The sequence below is a fragment of the Micromonospora sp. WMMD1102 genome, assembly GCF_029626265.1.
Lineage (GTDB): Bacteria > Actinomycetota > Actinomycetes > Mycobacteriales > Micromonosporaceae > Plantactinospora.
In genome coordinates, this window is record NZ_JARUBN010000001.1 from 5,257,717 (window position 1) to 5,279,357 (window position 21,641).

Genomic DNA, 21,641 nt, shown 5'->3' on the forward strand with positions numbered 1-21,641 from the left:
GTTACCTTCCCCTCACGACTGCCCCGATCGCTCCTATTCGCGGTGGTCGCCTCGCCCCGGAACGAGGTGCCCGATTGCGACAGAGTTCCCTCGTGGTGGTGGCCAACCGGCTGCCCGTCGACGACAGTGTGGCGCCGGACGGCGCCTGTGAATGGCGCCGCAGCCCCGGTGGGCTGGTCAGCGCACTGCACCCCCTACTCCAACACACCCCGGCGACCTGGGTCGGCTGGGCCGGCGGCACCGGTCCCGCACCGATGCTCGCCGACGTCGACGGCGTACGCATGCACACCGTGCCGCTGGCCGGCGACGACGTACGGGACCACTACGAGGGCTTCGCGAACGCGACGCTCTGGCCGCTCTACCACGACGCGGTGGAGCAGCCGGTCTACCACCGCCGCTGGTGGGAGGCGTACCAGCGGGTCAACCAGCGGTTCGCCGAGGCGGCGGCGGAGGCCGCCGAGCCGGGCGCCCTGGTCTGGGTGCAGGACTACCACCTGCAACTCGTGCCCGCCCTGCTCCGGGCGGCCCGACCCGACCTGCGGATCGGCTTCTTCATGCACGTGCCGTTCCCGCCACCGGAGCTGTTCATGCAGCTCCCCCGCCGGGCCGAACTGCTGCTCGGGATGCTCGGCGCCGACCTGGTCGGCTTCCAGCGCCCGCAGGCGGCGCACAACTTCGCCCAGCTCGCCACCAAGGTGCTCGGGTTGACCGCCACCGACCGGCGGATCGCCGTCGACGACCGGGTGGTGCGGATCGGCGCCTTCCCGGTCTCGATCGACATGACCGAGATGGAGGCGCTGGCCGACCGCCCCGACGTGGTCGCCCGGGCCGCCAGGATCCGGCGGGACCTCGGCGACCCGCAGCACGTACTGCTCAGCGTGGACCGGATGGACTACACCAAGGGCATCGAGCAGCGGCTCAAGGCGTACAGCGAGCTGCTGGCCACCGGGCACGTGAAGGTACGCGACACCGTGATGGTGCAGGTGGCGGTGCCGAGCCGGGAGCGGGTCGAGCAGTACCAGATCCTCCGGGACCGGGTCGAGCGCGAGGTCGGCCGGATCAACGGCGAGTTCGGCCGGGTCGGCGAGCCGGCGATCCACTACCTCACCCAGCCGTTCGACCGGGCGGAACTCGTCGCGCTCTACCGGGCCGCCGACATCATGGCGGTGACCCCGCTGCGGGACGGGATGAACCTGGTCGCCAAGGAGTACGTGGCGGCCCGGGTCGACAACGGCGGTGCGCTGCTGCTCAGCGAGTTCGCCGGGGCGGCCGCCGAGTTCCCGGAGGCGTTCCTGGTCAACCCGCACGACCTGGAAGGGCTGAAGCTGACCCTGATGCACGCGCTCCAGGCCATCCCGGCCGACCTGACCGCCCGGATGACCGCGATGCGCGAGCAGTTGCGGGTGAACGACATCCGGGCCTGGGCCCGCTCCTACCTGACCGCCCTGGACCAGACCGGCACCCTCGTCCGCCGCCTCACCACCAGTTGACCCTCTTCCGTGCCGAGGGAGCGTTCGGCTCGCCGCAGCAGGCCGGACGCTCCCTGATCACCGACTGCCCGGGTCAGCCGGTGGAAGCCTTGTCGAGCCAGTCGAGGATCGCGTCGATCGGCTCGCGCCAGCGGGCGTCCAGCATCATGTCGTGACCCATGCCGGGGAAGAGCAGCGGGGCGACGCCGTACCGGCCGGCCGCCCGGGTGAGCGCCGACGGCGGCACCACCCGGTCGTCGGGACTGCCGAGCACCAGCATCGGCGGCCGGCCCACCGCCGGCTCCGCCGGCCGCTGCCGGAGCAACTGCCACTGCGCCCGCGCCGAGGCCCGGCCCAGCCGGGCGGTGTACTCCCGGGCCGCCGCGTCCGGCAGCTCCCGGCTGAACAACTGCCGGTGGCTCAGCCGGAGCGGGCCGCCGAAGACCGCCGGCAGCGTACCGGCCGGATTGCGCAGCAGCGCGGCACCGAAGGTGCTCCAGCCGCCGAAGACCGGCGCGACGAGCACACCGGCGCGGGCCGGATAGCGGGCCAGCGCGTGGGCCACCACGAGCGCGCCGGCACCGTGCCCGACCAGCACCGCCTGCCGGTCCAGGCCGGTCGCCACCTGCACCACGTCGTGCGCGTACGCCCGCAGCGTCGCCTTCGGCGCCCGCCCGCTGCCGCCGTGCCCGCGCAGGCTCACCGCGTGCGCCGGAAAGCCCCGGGTCGCGGCGTGTTCGAGCCAGTTCTCGGCGAACGCCCACGCCCCGTGCCCGAACCCGGGTACGAACAGCAGCGGCGGTTTCCCCTCCGGCGCCTCCGGGGTGGCCGCGCGTACCTCCCGGAACACCGCCGGCACCGGGCGGGTCCAGTCCCGCACCCGTACGACCCGGGTCTTCACGCCGGCACCTCCAGCTCGTCCAGGGTGCGCTGCACCGTACGCAGGTAGTCGACGTGCCCGATCTCGAACCAGTGCCGGGTGCTCTCCTTCACCTTGGCGGGGTGCCACCGGTTGCCGGCCTCGGCGTCCACCCGGGCGGCGAACGTGCGGGCCCGCTCCGGCGCGGCCTCGCGCAGCCGCAGCCAGCGGGCGATCAGCACCGACTGCCAGTGCACCAGCGGCAGCAGGCCGGAGTCCGGCTGGAGCAGGCCGGCCACCGCCAGCGTCGGATGCCGCCGGGGGAAGGCGTTCAGATAGAGGGCGGGCCGGCCGGACGCGTCGGTGCCGAGCAGCTCCGGCGCCAGGAACTCGAAACGCGGCAGGTAACCGGTGGCGAAGACCACCAGGTCCGGCTCGACCTCCTGCCCGTCGACCAGGGTCACGCTGTTGCGACGGAACCGGGCGACGTCCGGCACCGGCGTGATCGAACCGTGCCCGAGCTGGTGCACGAGGTGGCTGTTGACGATCGGGTGGGTCTCGAAGACCCGGTGGTCGGGGCGGGGCAGTCCGAACCGGGTCAGGTCGCCCACGGTCAGCTTCAGCACCCGGTGGAAGAGCCACTGCCGCAGCCGCAACGGCAGCCGGTAGGGCGCCAGTGAGTCGTTGACCTGGTCGGCGGGGCGGCCGAAGGCGTACTTCGGGGCGTACCAGTAGCCGCGCCGGGTGGAGTGCCAGCACTTGACCGCCTGCTGTCCCGCCTCGACGGCGATGTCACAGCCGGTGTTGCCGGCCCCGACCACCAGCACCCGCTTGCCCCGGATCTGGGTCGCGTCCTTGTACGCCGAGGCGTGGATCACCTTGCCCCGGAACTCCTCCAGCCCCTCGTAGGCCGGTGTCTTCGGCGACCAGTTGTGCCCGTTCGCCACCACCACCGCCGCGTACCGGGAGGTGCGCTCGGCGCCGTAGCCGCCGGTGCTGCGGGTGGTGACGTCCCACCGGTCGCCCTCGGCCGGCTCGACCCGGACGACCTCGGTGCCGAACCAGATGTGCGGCCGCAGGTCGAAGTGGTCGGCGTAGTGCTCCAGATAGGACAGCAGCTGGCTGTGGTGTGGATAGTCCGGCCAGGTGTCCGGCATCGGGAAGTCGGGGTATTCGGTGAGCGGGCGGGACGTGATGAGGTGGGTGCTGGCGTAGACCGGGCTGCGGTCGTGCCGCCAGTTCCAGGCCCCGCCGACGCCGGTCTCCCGTTCGTAGCAGTCGACGCCGAAGCCGTACTCCTTCAGGTTCTTGATCGCGGTGAGGCCGGTGGCCCCGGCGCCGATCACGCAGACGGTGCCGCCCCGGTCGTAGACCGGGCGTCCGTCCCGCCAGAGGGTCGCGGCCGGGTCGTTGCTCTCCTGGTCGCTGAAGGTGGACACCGAGAAATCTCCTTTTGTCCGGCACGAGTGCCGACGTGCGGGGGAATCCTCTCGGCTGCCGTCGTCCTTGTCCAGCCCAACGCGCGCCACTTCCGGGCAAGTACCGTCAGTCGACGTAGCCAGAGCGGCGGTCCACGCCGTCTCGACCCGCGAGGCCGTGCAGGAGCAGCCGATGATCGTCGACGCAACACTGGCCCGGATCAACGAGGGGGTGCAGGCGCACCACCAGCAGGGCCGGCGCGAGGCCGCGCGGGACCTGTTCGCACAGATCTGGGACGAGATCGGCGGGGAACGGGGCGATCCGCTGCACGTCTGCGTCCTCGCGCACGCGATGGCCGACGTGCAGGACGACGTACCCCAGGAGTTGCTCTGGGATCGGCGGGCGCTGGCAGCGGTCGACCTGCTCACCGACGCCCGGCTCGCGCAGGCCGGGGTGCCGATGCGGGTGGCCGGCCTGTACCCGTCGCTGCATCTCAACCTGGCCGACTGCTACCGCAAGCTCGGCGACCTCGACCGGGCCCGGGAACACCTCGGGCACGCGCGGGCGGGGATCGACGCGCTCGGCGACGACGAGTACGGGCAGCTGATCAGAAGCGGCCTGGACCGGCTGACCCAGCAGCTCGCCCCCGGGTAGGCCGGGCGCCGGCGGTCACGCGGAGTCGCGCAGCACCAGTCTGGTGGGCAGGATGAGGGAGGCGGTCTCCCGCCCCGCGATCACCTCGACGAGCACCCGGGTCATCTCCTTGCCCAACGCCTGGATCGACTGGTGGACCGTGGTCAACGGCGGATCGGTGCGTCCGGCTATCCCCAGGTCGTCGAAGCCCACGACCGCCACGTCCGCCGGCACGGACCGGCCCGAATCGGCGAGCACCCGCAGGGCGCCGGCCGCCATGTTGTCGCTGCCGGCGAAGACGGCGTCGAGATCCGGGTGGTCGTCGAGCAGCGCCTTCATCGCCGCAGCGCCGCTGGCCTCGGTGAAGTCACCCTCCGCCACGCCGTACGGAGGCAGACCCGCCATGATCATCGCTTCCCGGTAGCCCCGGTAGCGGGCCGCGCCGGCCTCGGTGCCCAGTTCGCCGGTGATGGTGACGATGCGGGTTCGGCCGAGGCCGAGAAGGTGCTCGGTGGCGAGCCGCGCCCCGCCGAGGTTGTCGGAGTCGACATACCACTGCGGCTTGAAGTGCAACGGCCGACCGCCGTACACGGCCGGCAGGCCGGCCCGGCGCACGATGTGGGTCAGCGGGTCGTCCCCGCGCAGCGCCATCAGCATGATGCCGTCGACGCCCCGGGTGTTCAGCAGGTTGGTGAGCCGGGACCGGCCCCGGCCGGAGCTGGCCAGGCACAGCAACAGGTGCAGGTCGGTCTCCTCGAGCGCCGCGGAGACCCCGACGATGACCTGGCCGAAGAACGGATCGGCGAAGAGTTCGGGGTCGTCGTGGGAGATGGCGAGGGCGACGATTCCGGTCTGCCGGGTGGCAAGGGCCCGAGCGGTGCGGTTGGGCAGGTAACCCAACTCCTTGATGGCCTTCTCGACGGCCTCCCGGGTGGCGCGGCTGACGTGTGGCGCCTTGTTGAGGACCCGGGACGCGGCGGAGCGTGACACACCGGCACGTGCGGCCACCTCGTCGAGCGTGGGCTGGCGCCGGGTCGTCCCTGTTCCCATCCTGCCGCCGCGTCCTTCCTGCCTAACGTCGGTTGCCTAACGTCGGAGACAGGCCGACGACGGGGGCACCCGGCGTGGCTCGGTCGGCGCCGAACCGGCTACCGGCGGGGCTGGCGTCGCCGGTAGATGATATCGACCTTCAGCGATCAAGGTCGACACGGCCACGTCGCGCGCCCCGGGGGCGCCCGGGTGTCGGTCCGGGGCGCGCGTCGCCGGCCGTACGAGTTCGGTGCCGCTGGCCGAGACCGGTGCCGTAGCGCTGGAAGCGGTTCCAGTATCGGCCTGACATTGGCGACGCACCGGATCCGGGCCCGACGGGTGCAACCTTGACTTCTGCTCGTCACATGCCCAACATTGAATCGACATCAATAGATAGACTGTAACTGGAAGCGCTTCCAGTCTGGCCCGAGCTGGCGCCCCCAGGCGTGCACGGGCGCCCGGTCGCGGGACGGCAAAGGGCACCGACCCGCGACGCGGTGACCAGACAGGTGGCGGCCCCCACCACCGGTTCATGTCGACACACCTCCCAACGCTCTAGGAGACTCGCGATGAGACGACCCGCCCGTCCGCTGCTCGCGGTTGCGGCCGCGCTGGCAGTGGCGGTCCCGACGATCCTGTTCGGCTCGTCGGCCGCCCACGCCGATCCGATCAGCCAGACCAGCGGCTTCTACGTCAACCCCAACTCCAGCCCCGCGTCGTGGGTCGCCGCCAACCCCGGTGACGGACGCGCCAACGCGATCAGGACCTCGATCGCCCAGAAGCCGATGGCCTCCTGGTTCGGCAACTGGAGTGGCGACATCGGATCCGCGGTCGGCAACTACGTCGGTGCCGCGGACGCCGTCGACAAGCTCCCCCTGCTGGTGGCCTACAACCTCCCCGGCAGGGACGCCTGCGGCGGGCACTCCGGCGGTGGCGCCGGAAGCGTCGCCGCCTACGACGCGTGGATCTCGGCCTTCGCCGGCGCCATCGGCAACCGGCCCGCCGTGGTCGTCCTCGAACCGGACTCGCTGGGCGACTTCAACTGCATGAACCAGGGGCAGATCAACGACCGCGTCGGCATGCTCAGCCGCGCCGCCAACCAGTTCCGGACCAGGGCGCCGAACACCTGGGCCTACCTCGACGCCGGCAACCCCGGCTGGGTCGACGCCCGGACCATGGCGCAACGCCTCAACTCCGCCGGTGTCGGCAACGCGCACGGGTTCGCGCTGAACGTCTCGAACTACTTCACCACCGGCGAGAACACCAACTACGGCAACAACGTCGCCAACACGCTGCGTAACAGCTACGGGTACTCCAAGCCCTTCGTGATCGACACCAGCCGCAACGGCAACGGTGCCAACGGGCAGTGGTGCAACCCGGGCGGCCGCAGGATCGGCACATCGACCCAGATGGGCGGCGGCGCCGAGATGCTGCTGTGGCTCAAGACGCCGGGCGAGTCCGACGGCAACTGCGGGGTCGGATCCGGATCCAGCGCCGGGCAGTTCCTGCCCGAGGTGGCCTACAAGATGGTCTACGGCTACTGAACCTGGATGACGCGACGCAGCGGTCGAGCCGGTTCACCGGGCGTACCGGCGAGTGGAAGTGCCCCTCCCGCGAACAGGCGGGAGGGGCACTTCGCAGGTGGGGGAAGTACGGTCGGACAGGGTCCAGAGCCACGCCCCGGCGGAAGTGACCCAGATCACCCTGCCGGGAGATCCGTCTCTCCCGGCACGATCGATTGACAGGACGTGAGAGCGAGCGAGCCGGACGAGGAGCACCTGCTGCGACGCGTCGCGCGGGCCGATCTGGACGCCTTCGATGAGTTGTACCGGCGTACCTCGCCCTGGCTCGCCATTCGGCTGCGGCGACGCTGTGCCGACGACGGGATCGTCGCGGAGGTGCTCCAGGACACGTACCTGACGGTCTGGCGGGCGGCCGGGTCGTTCGCCGCGCTGCGGCCCTCCGGCGGCGCGGATGCCCCGGGCGGCAGCGCCGCCGGATGGATCTGGACGATCGCGGCGCGGCGGCTGGTGGACGCACTGCGACGCCGCGCCCGGCAGCCGGACGTACTGCCCGCCGAATCGCTGCCGGTGCCGAACTCACCGGCGGCCGAGGACGTGGCACTGGACCGGACGATCGGAAACGAGCTGGGTGCGGCGGTGGACCGGCTCGCGCCGGAACTCCGCGCGGTGCTGAGCGCCATGGTCATCGACGGACTGACGGTACGGGAGACGTCGGCCCTGCTGGGACTGCCCGAGGGCACGGTGAAGAGCCGGGCGCGGCGCGCCCGCAACGTACTACGGGAGGCGCTGTCGTGACCGCTCACGTTCCGGCCGCCGCACTGGAGGCGTACGCGCACGGCCGACCCGGCCCCGGCGCGGAGGACACCGCGACCTGGGTGGTGGAGGTGCACCTGGAGAGCTGCGCCGAGTGCCGGGCGCGGCTCGCCGGGTTCGCGGCTCCGCCGGTACGGGAACTGCTCGACGGCGCACGGGAAACGATCATGCATCGGGCGCGGACCGGGCCCGGACCGGCCCGGCGCTCCCGGTGGCGGCGGTGGACGTGGCGCTGGACGGACTGGTCGCTACCGGCCTGGGCCGCGACGACAAGCATCGCGGTCCTCGTCGCGTTCCTGCTCGACTCCGCGTACCCGCACCGGCCGTCGACGGTGCTGCTGCTCGCCCCGGTGGCTCCGCTCACCGGCCTCGCGGTCGCCTGGTCGCGGCACACCGACCCGGCCTGGGAGGTGGTCGCCGGCACCGCGCGGGCGGGCCTGGAGCTGCTGCTCCGCCGTACCGCCGCGATCCTCTCCCTGGCGCTGCCGCCGCTCGCGGTCGCGGGCTGGCTGCTCGGCACCTCCCCCGCGCTCTGGCTGCTGCCCTGCCTGACGTTCACCGCGGCGACGCTGCTGCTCGGCGGCCGGATCGGCGTCACACCCGCCGCCGTGGTCCTGGGCCTCGGCTGGGTCGCGGCGGTCGTCGCACCGGCGCTGGTAACCGCACGCGCACCGGCCCTCGTCCAGGCCGAGAGCCTGCCCGGCTGGGCGGTGGCCGCCGCCGTCGTCACCGCGCTCGCCGCACTGCGCTCCGACGACTTCCGGCGCCTCACCAGCTGGCGCTGACCCCGCACCACCACTGTCGGCGACGCCCGACACATCCGGAAGACCGCACGCGGGACCGGATCAGACGGCGCCGGCCGACGACCCCTGCCCCCCGGAGAACGAGGAGACGAGATGGTACGCGCCATCGACCCACACGACGTCCGCGCCAGCACCCACGCCTTCGAGGTGGAGACCAGGCAACTGCGGGTGAAGGCCGGCAGGCACCTCGCCGTCAACGGGCTCGACCTCGCCCTCGGCACCGGCGTGCACGGGCTGCTCGGGCCGAACGGCGCCGGCAAGACGACCCTGATGCGCGCCCTCGCCACGGTGGTCAAGCCGACCGGCGGCGCGCTGCGGCTGCTCGGCCAGGACGCCACCCCCGGCCGGGGACTGCGCGACGTGCGCGGCCGACTGGGATACCTGCCCCAGCAGTTCGGCTTCTATCCCCGCTTCACCGTGCGCGACTACGTCGAGTACATGGCCTGGCTGCGCGACATGCCCTCGGCCGCGGTACCCGGTGCGGCGCAGCGGGCCATCGAACGGGTACACCTGGCCGACCGCGCCGACTCCAGGCTCAAGTCCCTGTCGGGCGGCATGCTGCGCCGCGCCGGCATCGCGCAGGCGATCGTGAACGAACCGGCGCTGCTGCTGCTCGACGAGCCGACCGTCGGTCTCGACCCCGAGCAGCGGGTCGAATTCCGCGAACTGGTCCGCGAACTGGGCGCGACGAGCTGCGTGGTGGTCTCCACCCACCTGGTCGAGGACGTGGTGGCCGCCTGCTCCGACGTCCTGCTGCTGGACCACGGCACCCTGGTCTTCCAGGGCGTACCGGCCGACCTGGCCCGGTTCGGTGCGGCCGGCGGCGTCGGGGACAGCCCCGCCGAACGCGGCTACTCGCACCTGCTGCGGCAGCGCCGGAGCGCGTCGTGATCCGGGTCGTCCGCGTGGAACTGCTCCGCTCCACCGCGAAGAGCCTGGCGATCCTGCTCTTCGGCGTCTTCGCCCTCAGCGCCGCCGCGATGCACCGCGCCTGGTGGGCGCAGTGGCTGGTGTTCACCTACGTCGAGACCACCACACTGTTCCTGGCCGTACCGCTGGCGCTGGCCGGCGGCGCGCTGATCGGACGCCGCGACCGGCGCACCGGCGCCGCCGAGCTGGTCGCCAGTACCGGGCGCCCGCGCTGGCAGCGGGTGACCCCGACGATGGCCGCCACCGCTGTCGGGGTCGCCGCCGCGCACCTGCTCTTCCTCGCGCTCGCCGGCACGCTCGTCGCGGTGACCGGCAGCTACCTCGGCCCGGCCGGCATCCCGACCGTGCTGATCGACACGGCACTGCTCGTCGGCGCCGCCTGGGCCGGGGTCGCCGCCGGCCGGGCCTGGGCGTCGCCCCTGCTGCCGCCGATGCTCGCGGCGGCGGCCCTGGCCGGGCAGCTCGGCGTCGACGTGGTGGCGTTGCCGACCGCGAACCCGAGTCCGTGGCGGAACCTGAACCTCGTGGTGCAGCCTGCGGAGTTTCCGTGGGAGGACGCGACCTGGCGGGCCCTGCTCGGCCGCCTGGCGCTCGGCGCCGGCCTCGCGCTGGGCGGCTTCCTGCTGGTCGCCACCAGGTCGTGGTGGTACCGGGGAGTGGGCACCGCGGCGCTCGCCGCCGGCGTGGCCGGCCTGCTCCTCGTCACGCCCTCCGGGCAGACGAACCGGTACCGGGTGGAGCCGTCGGCGCAGCGGGTGGTGTGCGCCGACGGCGCCCCGGAGGTCTGCGTGACAGCGGTACACGCCTACGCCCTGCCCGGGATCGTCCCGGACGTCCGCCGCGCGCTCACCGCGCTCGCGAAGCTGCCGGGCGCACCCACCCGGGCGGCGGAGTTCCGACCGGGCACCGCGGGTACGTTCAGCAGCAACCAGTTCTGGACGGGCAAGCCGACGACCGAGCCCGGTACGGTGCTGTTCGTCCTGGAGCTCGCCGGCACCAGCCGGACGGACCCGGACCTGACGGCGAGCATCGTCTTCGGCGCCGGCACCCGCTGGAACGGGTGTGCCCAGGACGACGAGGTCGCCAAGGCCGCGGCCGGGGCGTGGCTGCTCGGCACCGACGACCTGCGGATCGTGGAGGACGGCTGGGAGTACCCGGACGACCTCCGGCAGGAGATCCGGAACACCGTGCGGCAGCTGCGCGCCCTGCCCGAAACCGAACAGCTCCGCCGGGTGACCGCCCTGCGGGACGCCGCGAACCGGTGCGAACCCGACCTGCTGAGGCTGCTCACCGGCAGCGAGGGCGCCTCGTGACCGCCTCGCCGCCCGCTGCCGGCGGCCGAGGCTGGCTCCCGCTCCGCCAAGGCTGGCTCCCGCTGTACCTGCGGTCCCGGCGGGTACCGCTGGCGGTGGCCGTGTCGGTCGGCGCGGTCGCGGTGGTCTCGGCCACCTGGGCGGGCGTCACCGACCAGTCCCGGGTGCACCAGAGCCTCGCCGCGCTCACGGTCGCGCTGGCGGCCGCCCCGATCATCCCCACCCTCGCCGGGGACGACGCCGCCCTGGAACAGACCGCCGCACTGCGCTGGCCGCCACGCCGCGCACTGCACCTGCTCACGGGTGCGGCGGTCGTCGCCGGGATACTGGTCGCCGCCCGACTCGGCGGCACCGACTTCGGTCCGGCCGGGCTGGTCGCGCGCAACACCGCCGGGCTGGTCGGCCTGCTCGGCCTCGGTACGGCGCTCGCCGGCACCTCGTGGTCGTGGCAGGCGCCGTTCAGCTGGGTCGCGGCGCAGTGCTTCGTGCCGCTGCCGGACGGCCCCGTCTGGCGGCAGGCGCTGCTGTGGATGGTCCAGCCGCCGGAGAACCGCACCGCCGCCGTCACCGCCGGGGCGCTGCTCCTCGCCGGTCTCCTCGGGTACGCCGCGCGGGTCGGCCCACCGACCTCCGCCGCCGAGACGGCGATGGCCCAGTAGGCAGGGGCCCGGGGTCGGGCCGGCGACAGCCGAACCGACCCCGGGTCGTCAGGTCCGATCAACGGTCGGGAACTGACCGGAGGTACTGCGAGTCTCTCAGCATGAACAGCGAAGTCCTGCTTCCGCCGCAGTCGGTACCGACCGACGGGGCCGTGCTCAACCCGTTCGTGATCGTTGACGACGCGGCCGGTCTCGTCACCTTCGTCTCCGAGGTCTTCGGCGTCGGAGAAACCGCCGAGGCCCGTACCCCGATGCCCGACGGCAAGCTCATCCATGCCCAGCTGCGCCTCGGCACCGTCGACCTGATGATCGCCGATCGGCTCGACGGTTGGCCACCGCACCCCGGCCTGCTCCAGGTCTGGGTGGTCCCGCTGCTGTCGCGGTCCCGCCGGATGGTGGCCGAGGACCCGCCCTGGCACACTCGGCGCCGTGCTGCCCATCATCACGTTGCGCAACGTCGGGTCCGCCGCCATCGCGGTCGGACTGCTCGTCGCCGTACTCACCCTCGGCACCAGCACCGACCGGCCCTTCGTCCTCGCCGTGCTCCTGGTGCTCGTCGGTACCGGCCTACGGCTGGAGGCCGCCATCCGCGCCCGGAACGTACCCGGCCGGGGCGGCGCCGACCGCTGACCCGGGGGCGGGAGTTCAGCCGGCGGCCGGCAGCAGCAGATCGACGCGGATCGGAAGGTGGTCGCTGGCCCGCCGGGTCTGCGCGGTGTCCACCACGTCGTAGTCGAGCACCTCGATCCCGGGTGCGACGAAGAGCGCGTCGATCCGGTCGCGCGGCTCTCGGCACGGGAAGGTGCACCGGTCCGCGCCACCACCCGCCACCGCCGCGTCGGTCAGCCCGTCGGCCACCGTACGCCAGGCTCCGCCGCCCGAGTTCTCGTTGAGGTCGGCCCCGACCACCACCGGCAGCCGCAGGGCGGTCAACTCCTGTTTGAGCAGGGTCGCCTGGTGGGGGCGCTCGGCCGGGTCGGTGGAGAGGTGCGAGCCGGCCAGCACGAACCGGGCCGCCCCGATCCCGCACTCGGCGAAGACCGCACCCCGCAGGTGCCGGCCCGGCGTCAGCGGGAACCGCTGGCACCAGGTGCGGTAGACCCGGACCCGCAGGCTGGTCAGCAGCAGGTTGCCGAGCGCCGGCAGGCCGCCGGCCGCCACCACCAACCCGAACCGGTCGGCCAGGGCGGCGCACCTGTGCCGCCAGCGGAACCGGCGCGGTGCCTCCTGCACGATCACCACGTCCGGCTCCAACGCCCGGACCGCCCCGGCCAGCGCGTCGGTGTCGTCCCGTTGACCGTGCACGTTGTAGGAGAGCACCCGAAGGCGCACCGGTGACGTCTTCCCGCCGGAGGACTGTTGCTGAGCCACGCCGTACCCCTTGCTCGTCGGTTCCGCTCCGCCCCCGCGCGGTGCCCGGCTAGCGGCGTCGGGCCAGGTCGGCGGCACCGACCATGCCGGCCGAGTTGCCCAGCTCGGCGGGGCGGATCTCGGCCACCGGAATTGTGGCACGCGCGGCGAGAGCGTCCAGGTAGGACCGACGTGTCGGACCCATCAACAGCTCACCGGCCTCCACCACACCGCCACCGACCACCAGCACCTGCGGGTCGAGGATCTGCGCCATGTCGGCCAGCCCGACGCCGAGCCAGTTCCCGATCTGCGCGAAGGCCGTGCCGGAGACCGGGTCGCCCGAGCGGGCGGCGGCGGTCACCATCGGTCCGGTGATCGCCTCGACGTCACCGCCGGCCAGGTCGAGCAGGACGGTGGCCCGCGCGGGTTCCTGCCGCGCGCCGGCCCGGGCGAACCGGACCAGGGCGTTGCCGCTGGCGTACTGCTCGATGCAGCCGAGCCGGCCGCAGCCGCAGACGTGGCCGTCCGGCACCGAGAGCATGTGCCCGAGTTCGGCGGCGATGCCGTGCGCGCCGCGCAGCAGCTCCCCGCCGAGCACGATGCCCCCGCCGACCCCGGTGCCGATGGTGAACAGCACCATCGAGTCGTCGGCGTCCCGGGCCGCCCCGTGGCGGAACTCCGCCCAGGCCGCCACGTTGGCGTCGTTCTCCACGATCACCGGCAGCCCGACGGCGTTGCCGACGAAGTCCCGCAGCGGCTCGTCCCGCCAGGCGATGTTCGGGGCGAACAGCACCGTGGAGCGGGCGGCGTCGATCCAACCGGCGGCGCCGATGCCGACGGCGGTCACCTCGTACTCGGCGGTCAACTCCTTGACGACCTCGACGATCACGTCACGGGTCCCGGCCACGTCCTCGGCGGGAGTGTCCCGGCGTGTCTGCGCCCGCACCACACCGTCGACGTCGACCACCCCGGCGGCCACCTTGGTACCCCCGACGTCGACTCCGATGGTCAGCGTCACCGAGCCGCTCCCCTCTGCCACACCGCACCCACGCGGTCACCGTCCCGCCACCTGCCGCCGTACCGTGCCGTTCCGCCCGGCGTCCACCGGCGGACCGCCTCCGGTGGTCAGCCGTCCTCGCCGGGCACGGCATGCTCACCGGAGCCGGTGGCGGCCGGTTCCTCCGGGGACCGCGACGCGGGCACCGGTGGTCGACCGGTGGCCGGCGGCGCGGCCGGCCTGGTCGGCTCCGCTCCGGCCGGGTTCGCCCGGTCCGGACCGGTGGTCGTCCCGGTCTCCCGGGTTCCGGCCTCGGCACGGGTGGCGGCCGCCCAGACGTCGCCGGGCGTGTCCGCCGGCCACGAATCATGCCTGGTACCTGTCGCCTCGCGCCACACGGTGTCCCGCCACCGGCCCGGTGTGCCACCCGGCGACGCTCCGGCCGGCTCGGGCCCACCGGCCGGCTCGGGCCCACCGGCCGGCTCGGGCCCACCGGCCGGCTCGGGCCCACCGGCCGGCGCCTGCGCCGTCCCGGCCGGTCCGGTGATCGAGGAGAGGGCACGCAGCAGGCTCGCCACCCCGGCGGCGAAGTCCCCGGCACCGGTGGCGAGTCGTTCGGCCAGTTCCGGGCTCGGGTCCCGCAGCGCCGCGATCGACCGACAGACCGGGCAGACGCAGCATTCGGCATCACCGGTGGCGAAGCCGGCCCCGGACGAAGCCGTACCGGCCCCCGGTTGGCCGCCCCGCGCCGATGCCGGAGGCAGGTCGTCAGGTGACGGTGGCGGTGGCGGGGTGGAATTGCGGGGTTCCGGCCCCGGGGTGACCGGTTCGGGCTTCGCCGCCTCTGGCGTGGTCGGCTCCGGCGAGCCTGCCTGTGGGGTGGCCGGCTCCGGGGTGGTTCGCTCAGGTCGGTCCGGCCGCGACGGCGCGCCGGCCTGGTCCAGTACGTCCGAGATCATCTGCCCGAACGACCCGAACGACCCGAACGACCCGGCCCGGTCCCGTGCCTCGGAGGCGGCGGTCCGGGCCATCGCCAGCGCGGCGGCGACCAGCCGCTCCGCCTCCTCGCGGGCGGAGCCCGGATCGGACGCTCCGGACGAACTCCTGTCTTCCATGATCGGCTCCTCCACCCCCGGTTTGCTGCACAGCTGGGCCGGCGCCAGTCCGCGCTGCCGTCAACCCGCCCTGTTCAGAGTCTCCACCCGCCTCTTGAGCTGCGTCAGCGCGGCGTCCATGATCATCTTCTCGGCCTTGCGCCGGAACATCCCCAGCATGCCTACCGACAACTCGACCTCCAGGGTGTAGGTCACCGTCGAGGTGCCGTCCCCGTTGTCCTCGATGTCGTACGACCCGTTCTGCACCTTCTGCATCCGCGAGGGCTCCACCAGGTGCCACTCGATCCGCGAGATGTCCTCGGCGTACTCGTACGCCAGCGTGTACTCGTCGGTCATCACCGAGGCGTCGAGTACGAACCGCACCCGGGCCGGATAGCCGTCCTCGTACTCCTCGGTCACCTCGACCCGCTTGACCGCGTCGGCCCACTCCGGATAGCGCGGAAAATCGCAGATGACCGCCGTCACCTGAGCCGGCGGCGCGGCGATCACGATCGACTGGGTGGAGGAATCCGCCATGCTCGGCAGGCTACCGCGCAATCGGGTGGGTCCGGCCGACCGCCTCGACCCGTTCGTTCCCACTCGACCCACCTGGCCGGGCGGTCGGCGCCGGTCGAAGGTAGGTTGCGGGTAGTCCGACCGGCCGAGCTGGCCCGGTCGACGCGAGCACGAGGTCGATACGAGCACGAGGGAGTGCAGGTGCGCGAGTTCTCGGTTCCCCCAGCGGTCACGGTCGGGGACGCGGCCAACCTCACCGACCCGGTCTGGGACAACGCCGAGGAGGCCCCGGACAGCGTGCAGTTCGTCCGGCGCGCGGTGGACGCCGCCGGCCGGCAGGACGGCTGGGCCGACGTGACCTGCCGGCAGTTCCACGCCGAGGTGGTCGCGCTGGCCCGCGGCTTCGTCGCCGCCGGGATCAACCCCGGTGACCGGGTGGGCCTGATGAGCCGGACCCGGTACGAGTGGACCCTCGTCGACTACGCGGTCTGGGCGGCCGGCGGGGTGACCGTGCCGATCTACGAGACCTCCAGCCCGGAGCAGGTCGCCTGGATCCTCTCCGACTCCGGCGCGGTCGGCTGTGTGCTGGAGACCAACGGGCACGCGATGGCGCTGGCCGGGCTCCGAGACCAGCTGCCGAAGCTGGAGCAGGTCTGGCAGCTCGAACTCGGCGGCCTCGACGAGCTGGTGGCACTCGGCGAGCGGATCGACCCAACCAAGATCGAGGTACGCCGCAAGGCGGTCAAGGCGGCCGACATCGCCACCATCATCTACACCAGCGGCACCACCGGGCGACCCAAGGGCTGCGTACTGACCCACCGGAACCTGCTCGCGGACATCTGCAACGCCATCCCGGTGCTGCCGAACCTCTTCAACGAGGGCGCCTCGACGCTGCTCTTCCTGCCGCTGGCCCACTCGTTCGCCCGGCTGATCCAGATCGGCACGGTCCGGGCCCGGGTCACCGTGGCGCACAGCGCCGAGGTGAAGCACCTGGTCGACGAGTTGAAGGAGTTCCGGCCCAGCTTCGTGCTCTCGGTCCCCCGGGTCTTCGAGAAGGTCTACACCGGCGCGGTGCAGAAGGCGGCCGCGGAGGGCAAGGGCAAGATCTTCGGCCGGGCCGAGCAGGTGGCTGTCGCGTACAGCCAGGCCCTGGACACCCCGTCCGGGCCGGGCCTGGGCCTGCGGCTGCGGCACCGGGTCTTCGACCGGCTGGTCTACCGCAAGCTCCGGGCCGCGCTCGGCGGGCGCTGCCACAACGCGATCTCCGGCGGAGCTCCGCTCGGCGCCCGGCTCGGGCACTTCTTCCGGGGCGTCGGGGTGCAGGTCTACGAGGGGTACGGCCTGACCGAGACCTCCCCGGCGGTCGCGGTGAACCTGCCCGGCGCGATCCGGATCGGCACGGTCGGCCGGCCGCTGCCCGGGGTGACCGTCCGGATCGCCGACGACGGCGAGATCCTGATCAAGGGTGACGTGGTGTTCCAGGGGTACTGGAACAACCCGGAGGCGACCGCCGAGGTGCTCACCCCGGACGGCTGGTTCCACAGCGGTGACCTGGGCGAACTCGACAACGACGGCTACCTCTGCATCACCGGGCGGAAGAAGGAGATCATCGTCACGGCGAACGGCAAGAACGTCGCTCCGGCCGTACTGGAGGACCGGATCCGGGCGCACCCGCTGGTCAGCCAGTGCATGGTGGTCGGCGACCGGCGGCCCTTCGTCGCCGCGCTGGTCACCATCGACGAGGAGGCGCTGCCGGCCTGGCTGCGCCGGCACGACCGCCCGGCGGACACCCCGGTCGGGAAGCTGCGGGACGACCCGAACCTGCGCAGGGAGATCCAGAACGCCGTGGACGAGGCCAACCAGGCGGTGTCCCGGGCCGAGTCGATCCGCGAGTTCCGGATCCTGCCCCGGGACTTCACCGAGGCGACCGGCGAGCTGACCCCGTCGATGAAGGTCAAGCGCGGCGTCGTGCAGGACACATACTCGGCGGACATCGCCGATATCTACGGCGACTGACTACCATCCGTCAGGTGCCCGCCTCGACCTCCGGCCTCCCCCGTCCGCATCCCCTCGCGGCAGCGGCGCGGGTCGTCATGCTCGCGCTCGTCGCGGTGCTCACGCTGATCGCCACCCGGGAGCCGGGGCAACTGCGCTGGGTGGCCCTGCTCGCCGTGGCCGGCATTCCGGCGGTGGTCGCCCCCCGGCACCGGGTGCTGGCCCCGCTGGGCCGGTTCGCCGAGGTCGTCCTGGTCGGGCTGGCCGCCGGCCAGGTCGCCGCGGCGGCGAACATCGGTACCCCGATGCCCGGGGTCGGTGCCTCGGCGATCCTGCCCTACCTGGCCGTGCCGCTCACCGTGGCGGCGTTGCAGCGGCGGCACCGGGAGGGCATCGGACTGATCGCGGTGGCCGCCGGCACGCTGCTGCTCAGCGGCATCTTCGCCGCTGGCGAGGACGGGCCGCAGATCAGCCAGGTCGGCTATCTGACCGTGGCCGCCCAGTGGGTGATCCTGGCCGCGCTGGGGCTCTTCGCGGCGGGTTCGCTGCAACGGATGGTGCAGGCCCGGGGCGAGCCCCGGCCGCAGCCGTACACCGAGGCGACCCGGCTGCTTACCCAGTTGCGCAGCGTGGCCCGGCAGCTTCCCGGCGCCACCCTCGACCCGGGCAGCATCTCCGAGCACCTGATCGAGGAGTTGCGCGGGGTCACCCGGGCGGACCGGGCGGCGGTGCTCTCCGCCAGCGGCGGCGGGCGGCTGGTGGTGCTCGCCCAGGCCGGGGTGGACCGGGTCGACTGGGAGACGACGCTGGACGCCGACTCGGCGATCGCCGACGCCTGGGCGAGCCAGCAACCCCAGACGGCGCACCGGTCACAGGCCCGCTCGCACTCGGGCGGTGACGTGTCGGCGCTCGTCGTGCCGCTGGTCGCCGGGGTGCGCACGGTCGGCCTGGTGACCCTGGAGGCCGACGTGACGGGCGCCTACCCGCCGCCGGTGGTGGCCCAGGTGACCGCGCTGACCCGACCGGCGGCGCTCCGGCTGGAGGCGGCGCTGCTCTTCGACGAGGTACGGTCGCTGGCCACCAACGAGGAGCGGCAGCGACTCGCCCGGGAGATCCACGACGGGGTGGCCCAGGAACTCGTGATGGTCGGCTACGGCATCGACAACGCCCTGGCCACCCTCCCCGAGGACGCCACCGACACCGCCGAGGAGCTGCGTACGCTGCGCGGCGAGGTGACCCGGGTGATCACCGAGCTGCGGCTGAGCCTGTTCGAGCTGCGCAGCGAGGTGGACCGGCACGGCGGGCTCGCCGCCGCCATCGCCGAGTACGCCCGCACCGTCGGCGCCTCCGCCGGTCTGCGGGTGCACTACACGCTCGACGAGTCCACCGCCCGGCTGCCGGCGGCGACCGAGGCGGAGTTGCTGCGCATCGCGCAGGAGGCGATCACGAACGCCCGCAAGCACGCCGGAGCGTCGAATCTCTGGGTCACCTGTGCCGTGGACCCCCCATTCGCCCAGATTGAAGTGTCGGATGATGGTCAGGGCATCGCTGACCAGCGGCCCGATGGCAGGTATGGTCTTGCGATCATGGCGGAGAGGGCGGAACGTATCCGGGGCCGGCTAGAGATCAGTCCGCGACACCCCAGCGGCACGACGGTGGCCGTGGTGCTCGGAACCTCGTCCCGGCGCGATAACGTGCGCGATAGCGTCACCGCATCAGAAGGGGAGTAACCCGAGCATGACCACCAGCCCCACGCCGACCACTCGGACCAAGGTCCTGCTCGTCGACGATCATGACCTGATCCGCAAGGGCCTGCGGCACGCGTTCGAGCGGGACCGGCAGTTCGAGGTCGTCGGCGAGGCCGCCACCGCTGCCGAGGGGGTGCGACAGGCAGGCGCCCTGCAACCCGATGTAGTGATCATGGACCTCCGGCTGCCCGACGGCAGCGGCTTGGAGGCGACCCGGGCGCTGCGCAAGTCCAGCGCCACCATGGGGATCGTGGTGCTCACCATGTACGCCGGTGACGACCAGCTCTTCGGTGCCCTGGAGGCCGGCGCCAGCGCCTTCGTGCCGAAGACCGCCCCCGCCGACGAGGTGGTCGCCGCGGCCCGGCACGCCGCCTCGTCGCCGAGCGCCTTCACCGCCGCCGACCTGGCCGAGGCGATGAAGCGCCGGCTCGCCCCGTCCGGCCCGCAGCTCTCGCCCCGGGAGGGGCAGGTGCTCCGCCTGCTTGCCGACGGGATGAGTGTCGCCGGCATCGCCAAGCAGCTCTTCGTCAGCGAGTCGACGGCCAAGACCCACATCTCGAAGCTCTACGAGAAGCTCGGCGCGGCCAACCGGGCGCAGGCCCTGATGACCGCCCTCCGGCTGGGTCTGCTGGAAGCGCCGGACGCCCCGAAGTTCTGAGATCGTCATGGGTGGCCGCCCCGCGTCGCGGGGCGGCCATGCTGTGCGCGCCCGTCGCGGAGGAAGCGTCGGGCCGCCGTGCCGACCTGCGCCGACTCGTCCCGGATCCGCGCCACGGCACCGACGGCCAAGACATCGACGTAGATAATTGACGTATGACGTATGACGAGGCTACCTTGATGCTCTGGCTCGCAGGTCGGCCCATGCGCTGACGCCACCCCGCTCCCGGACGCCGACCTGCGGCAGCGCGCGTCCCGTCCCGATCGCGCGTGGTCCCGATCGAAGGAGCAGTTCGATGAACGGTGAGGTTCGTCCCGCCTCCCCCGCCAGACGCCGTCGACGGTCCTGGTTGGCCGCGGCCGGCGCGGCACTGCTGGCCGCCGGCACGCTCGTCGTGGTCAACATGGCGCCCGCAGCCGCGGCGACGGTGGACACCAACGCCTGGTACGTGCTGGTCAACCGGAACAGCGGCAAGGCCCTGGACCTGTACGGCCTGGCCACCAACGACGGTGCGCGGATCAGCCAGTGGACCCGCAACGACGGGGCCAACCAGCAGTGGCAGTTCGTCGACTCCGGCGGCGGCTACTACCGGTTGAAGTCCCGGCACTCCGGCAAGGTCCTCGACGTGTCGAACGCGTCGACCGCCGACGGCGGCGCGATCGTCCAGTGGGCCGACCACAACGGCACGAACCAGCAGTTCCGGCTCGCCGACTCCGACGGCGGCCACGTCCGGCTGCTCAACCGGAACAGCAACAAGGCGGTGGAGGTGCAGGGCGCCTCGACGGCCGACGGCGCGAACGTCGTCCAGTACGCCGACGGCAACGGGACCAACCAGCAGTGGCAGCTGTCCCGGATCGGCGGCGGCAGCCCCACCACGCCACCGCCCGGTGGCGGCGACCCGGGTGCGGGGTGCGGCAAAGCCCCGACGCTCACCAGCGGGTCGCACACGATCCAGAGCAACGGCCGGAGCCGTAGCTTCATCCTCAGGATCCCCGCCAACTACAACAACAACACCCCCTACCGGCTGATGTTCGCGTTCCACTGGTGGGGCGGCACCGCCGGCGACGTGGCGTACGGCGGAGCGGACGGGGCCGCCTGGGCCTACTACGGGCAGCAGGAACAGTCGAACAACTCCGCGATCCTGGTCGCACCCCAGGGCATCGACAACGGCTGGGCCAACTCCGGCGGCGAGGACCTCACCTTCGTCGACGACATGATCCGCCGGATCGAGAGCGACCTCTGCGTCAACCAGGCGCAGCGCTTCGCCCTCGGTTTCAGCTACGGCGGATCCATGAGCTACGCGCTCGCCTGTGCCCGGCCGACCGTGTTCCGGGCCGTCACCGTCTACGGCGCCCCCGGACTGCTCAGCGGCTGCACCGGCGGCACCCAGCCGGTCGCGTACTTCGGGATCCACGGCATCTCCGACAACATCGGCGGTGGGCGCTCGCTCCGGGACAGGTTCGTCGGCAACAACGGCTGCACCCCGCAGAGCCCGCGCGAGCCGGCGGCGGGCAGCCGGACCCACGTCACCACCGTCTACTCGGGATGCCGGGCCGGATATCCGGTGCAGTGGGGCGCCTTCGACGGAGGCCACACCCCCGGACCGGTCGACGGCGGCGGCGACAGCGGCGCCCGCACCTGGACCAAGGGCGAGGTGTGGCGGTTCTTCTCTCAGTTCTAGACACACCGACCGGAGCCGTGCCCCGACGTCGGACGACGACACGGGGCGCGGCACCCGGCTGACGACGGGCCGCGCCGAACCCGCTCGAACGGCAGGTCCGTAACCGGGTGGGCGGGCTACCGGTTGGCAGGTGTTCCAGCACCTCGCACCAG

The 21,641-nt window shown here is 72.8% G+C and carries 20 protein-coding genes; 13 read left to right on the forward strand and 7 right to left on the reverse strand.

Features of this window, described 5'->3' with window-relative positions; all coding sequences use genetic code 11:
• The first annotated feature begins 74 nt into the window (after nt 1–74).
• Complete coding sequence (locus O7626_RS23520) at nt 75–1,490, forward strand: trehalose-6-phosphate synthase (RefSeq protein WP_278063271.1); 1,416 nt, start codon at nt 75–77, stop codon at nt 1,488–1,490.
• A 73-nt stretch (nt 1,491–1,563) separates the two neighbouring features.
• Here O7626_RS23520 and O7626_RS23525 read toward each other — a convergent pair whose 3' ends face one another.
• Both O7626_RS23525 and O7626_RS23530 read right to left on the reverse strand, forming a co-directional pair.
• Nucleotides 1,564–2,370: an alpha/beta fold hydrolase gene (locus O7626_RS23525; RefSeq protein WP_278063272.1), complete on the reverse strand. Its 807-nt coding sequence runs from the start codon at nt 2,368–2,370 to the stop codon at nt 1,564–1,566.
• Nucleotides 2,367–3,767, reverse strand: coding sequence for an NAD(P)-binding domain-containing protein (locus tag O7626_RS23530; RefSeq protein WP_278063273.1), 1,401 nt, complete (start codon nt 3,765–3,767; stop codon nt 2,367–2,369). The genes O7626_RS23525 and O7626_RS23530 overlap by 4 nt, the downstream gene beginning before the upstream one ends.
• 172 nt (nt 3,768–3,939) lie before the next feature.
• On the opposite strand from O7626_RS23530, the gene O7626_RS23535 reads away from it, so the two are divergent.
• On the forward strand, nt 3,940–4,401 hold the full coding sequence (locus O7626_RS23535; protein ID WP_278063274.1) for a hypothetical protein: 462 nt from the start codon (nt 3,940–3,942) through the stop codon (nt 4,399–4,401).
• A 15-nt stretch (nt 4,402–4,416) separates the two neighbouring features.
• Here O7626_RS23535 and O7626_RS23540 read toward each other — a convergent pair whose 3' ends face one another.
• A complete protein-coding gene (locus tag O7626_RS23540) occupies nt 4,417–5,430 on the reverse strand; it encodes a LacI family DNA-binding transcriptional regulator (RefSeq protein WP_278063275.1) in 1,014 nt (337 codons plus the stop codon).
• A 548-nt stretch (nt 5,431–5,978) separates the two neighbouring features.
• Between O7626_RS23540 and O7626_RS23545 the strand changes: the two genes are divergently transcribed.
• From O7626_RS23545 to O7626_RS23575, 7 genes are all read left to right on the forward strand, one after another.
• Complete coding sequence (locus O7626_RS23545; protein WP_278063276.1) at nt 5,979–6,953, forward strand: glycoside hydrolase family 6 protein; 975 nt, start codon at nt 5,979–5,981, stop codon at nt 6,951–6,953.
• A gap of 204 nt (nt 6,954–7,157) precedes the next feature.
• Nucleotides 7,158–7,727 carry a sigma-70 family RNA polymerase sigma factor gene (locus O7626_RS23550; RefSeq protein ID WP_278063277.1) on the forward strand — a complete coding sequence of 190 codons (570 nt, stop codon included), beginning with the start codon at nt 7,158–7,160 and terminating at the stop codon, nt 7,725–7,727.
• On the forward strand, nt 7,724–8,530 hold the full coding sequence (locus O7626_RS23555) for a zf-HC2 domain-containing protein (RefSeq protein ID WP_278063278.1): 807 nt from the start codon (nt 7,724–7,726) through the stop codon (nt 8,528–8,530). Before O7626_RS23550 ends, O7626_RS23555 begins: the two co-directional genes overlap by 4 nt.
• A 111-nt stretch (nt 8,531–8,641) precedes the next feature.
• Complete coding sequence (locus O7626_RS23560) at nt 8,642–9,439, forward strand: ATP-binding cassette domain-containing protein (protein ID WP_278063279.1); 798 nt, start codon at nt 8,642–8,644, stop codon at nt 9,437–9,439.
• On the forward strand, nt 9,436–10,791 hold the full coding sequence (locus O7626_RS23565; protein ID WP_278063280.1) for a hypothetical protein: 1,356 nt from the start codon (nt 9,436–9,438) through the stop codon (nt 10,789–10,791). Before O7626_RS23560 ends, O7626_RS23565 begins: the two co-directional genes overlap by 4 nt.
• Nucleotides 10,788–11,450 (forward strand): hypothetical protein, encoded by a 663-nt coding sequence (locus tag O7626_RS23570; RefSeq protein WP_278063281.1) that lies wholly within the window; start codon nt 10,788–10,790, stop codon nt 11,448–11,450. The genes O7626_RS23565 and O7626_RS23570 overlap by 4 nt, the downstream gene beginning before the upstream one ends.
• Nucleotides 11,451–11,879: 429 nt before the next feature.
• The gene (locus O7626_RS23575; RefSeq protein WP_278063282.1) at nt 11,880–12,080 is read left to right on the forward strand and encodes a hypothetical protein; all 201 of its coding nucleotides are present in this window, start codon (nt 11,880–11,882) and stop codon (nt 12,078–12,080) included.
• Between the two features lie 15 nt (nt 12,081–12,095).
• Here the strand turns inward: O7626_RS23575 and O7626_RS23580 are convergent, their stop codons facing one another.
• The 4 genes from O7626_RS23580 to O7626_RS23595 all read right to left on the reverse strand — a co-directional run bounded on the left by O7626_RS23580 (nt 12,096) and on the right by O7626_RS23595 (nt 15,428).
• Entirely contained in the window at nt 12,096–12,782 is a 687-nt protein-coding gene (locus tag O7626_RS23580) for an endonuclease/exonuclease/phosphatase family protein (protein ID WP_278066281.1), read from the reverse strand.
• 88 nt (nt 12,783–12,870) lie between these two features.
• The gene (locus O7626_RS23585) at nt 12,871–13,818 is read right to left on the reverse strand and encodes an ROK family glucokinase (protein WP_278063283.1); all 948 of its coding nucleotides are present in this window, start codon (nt 13,816–13,818) and stop codon (nt 12,871–12,873) included.
• A gap of 107 nt (nt 13,819–13,925) precedes the next feature.
• Nucleotides 13,926–14,912, reverse strand: coding sequence for a hypothetical protein (locus tag O7626_RS23590; protein WP_278063284.1), 987 nt, complete (start codon nt 14,910–14,912; stop codon nt 13,926–13,928).
• Between the two features lie 60 nt (nt 14,913–14,972).
• Nucleotides 14,973–15,428: an SRPBCC family protein gene (locus O7626_RS23595; RefSeq protein ID WP_278063285.1), complete on the reverse strand. Its 456-nt coding sequence runs from the start codon at nt 15,426–15,428 to the stop codon at nt 14,973–14,975.
• Between the two features lie 180 nt (nt 15,429–15,608).
• Between O7626_RS23595 and O7626_RS23600 the strand changes: the two genes are divergently transcribed.
• The 4 genes from O7626_RS23600 to O7626_RS23615 all read left to right on the forward strand — a co-directional run bounded on the left by O7626_RS23600 (nt 15,609) and on the right by O7626_RS23615 (nt 21,489).
• Nucleotides 15,609–17,423, forward strand: a complete 1,815-nt coding sequence (locus O7626_RS23600; RefSeq protein ID WP_278063286.1) for a long-chain fatty acid--CoA ligase — start codon at nt 15,609–15,611, stop codon at nt 17,421–17,423.
• A 14-nt stretch (nt 17,424–17,437) separates the two neighbouring features.
• Nucleotides 17,438–19,132: a GAF domain-containing sensor histidine kinase gene (locus O7626_RS23605; RefSeq protein ID WP_278063287.1), complete on the forward strand. Its 1,695-nt coding sequence runs from the start codon at nt 17,438–17,440 to the stop codon at nt 19,130–19,132.
• 7 nt (nt 19,133–19,139) lie between these two features.
• Nucleotides 19,140–19,808 carry a response regulator transcription factor gene (locus tag O7626_RS23610; protein ID WP_130460771.1) on the forward strand — a complete coding sequence of 223 codons (669 nt, stop codon included), beginning with the start codon at nt 19,140–19,142 and terminating at the stop codon, nt 19,806–19,808.
• A 295-nt stretch (nt 19,809–20,103) separates the two neighbouring features.
• Nucleotides 20,104–21,489 carry an RICIN domain-containing protein gene (locus O7626_RS23615; protein WP_278063288.1) on the forward strand — a complete coding sequence of 462 codons (1,386 nt, stop codon included), beginning with the start codon at nt 20,104–20,106 and terminating at the stop codon, nt 21,487–21,489.
• Nucleotides 21,490–21,641 lie beyond the last annotated feature (152 nt).

Coding starts and splice junctions, on each gene's coding strand:
- O7626_RS23535 (WP_278063274.1), top strand. CDS start 3,940: ATGATCGTCGACGCAACACTGGCCCGGATCAACGAGGGGGTGCAGGCG.
- O7626_RS23540 (WP_278063275.1), bottom strand. CDS start 5,430: ATGGGAACAGGGACGACCCGGCGCCAGCCCACGCTCGACGAGGTGGCC.
- O7626_RS23545 (WP_278063276.1), top strand. CDS start 5,979: ATGAGACGACCCGCCCGTCCGCTGCTCGCGGTTGCGGCCGCGCTGGCA.
- O7626_RS23560 (WP_278063279.1), top strand. CDS start 8,642: ATGGTACGCGCCATCGACCCACACGACGTCCGCGCCAGCACCCACGCC.
- O7626_RS23590 (WP_278063284.1), bottom strand. CDS start 14,912: ATGGAAGACAGGAGTTCGTCCGGAGCGTCCGATCCGGGCTCCGCCCGC.
- O7626_RS23595 (WP_278063285.1), bottom strand. CDS start 15,428: ATGGCGGATTCCTCCACCCAGTCGATCGTGATCGCCGCGCCGCCGGCT.
- O7626_RS23610 (WP_130460771.1), top strand. CDS start 19,140: ATGACCACCAGCCCCACGCCGACCACTCGGACCAAGGTCCTGCTCGTC.
- O7626_RS23615 (WP_278063288.1), top strand. CDS start 20,104: ATGAACGGTGAGGTTCGTCCCGCCTCCCCCGCCAGACGCCGTCGACGG.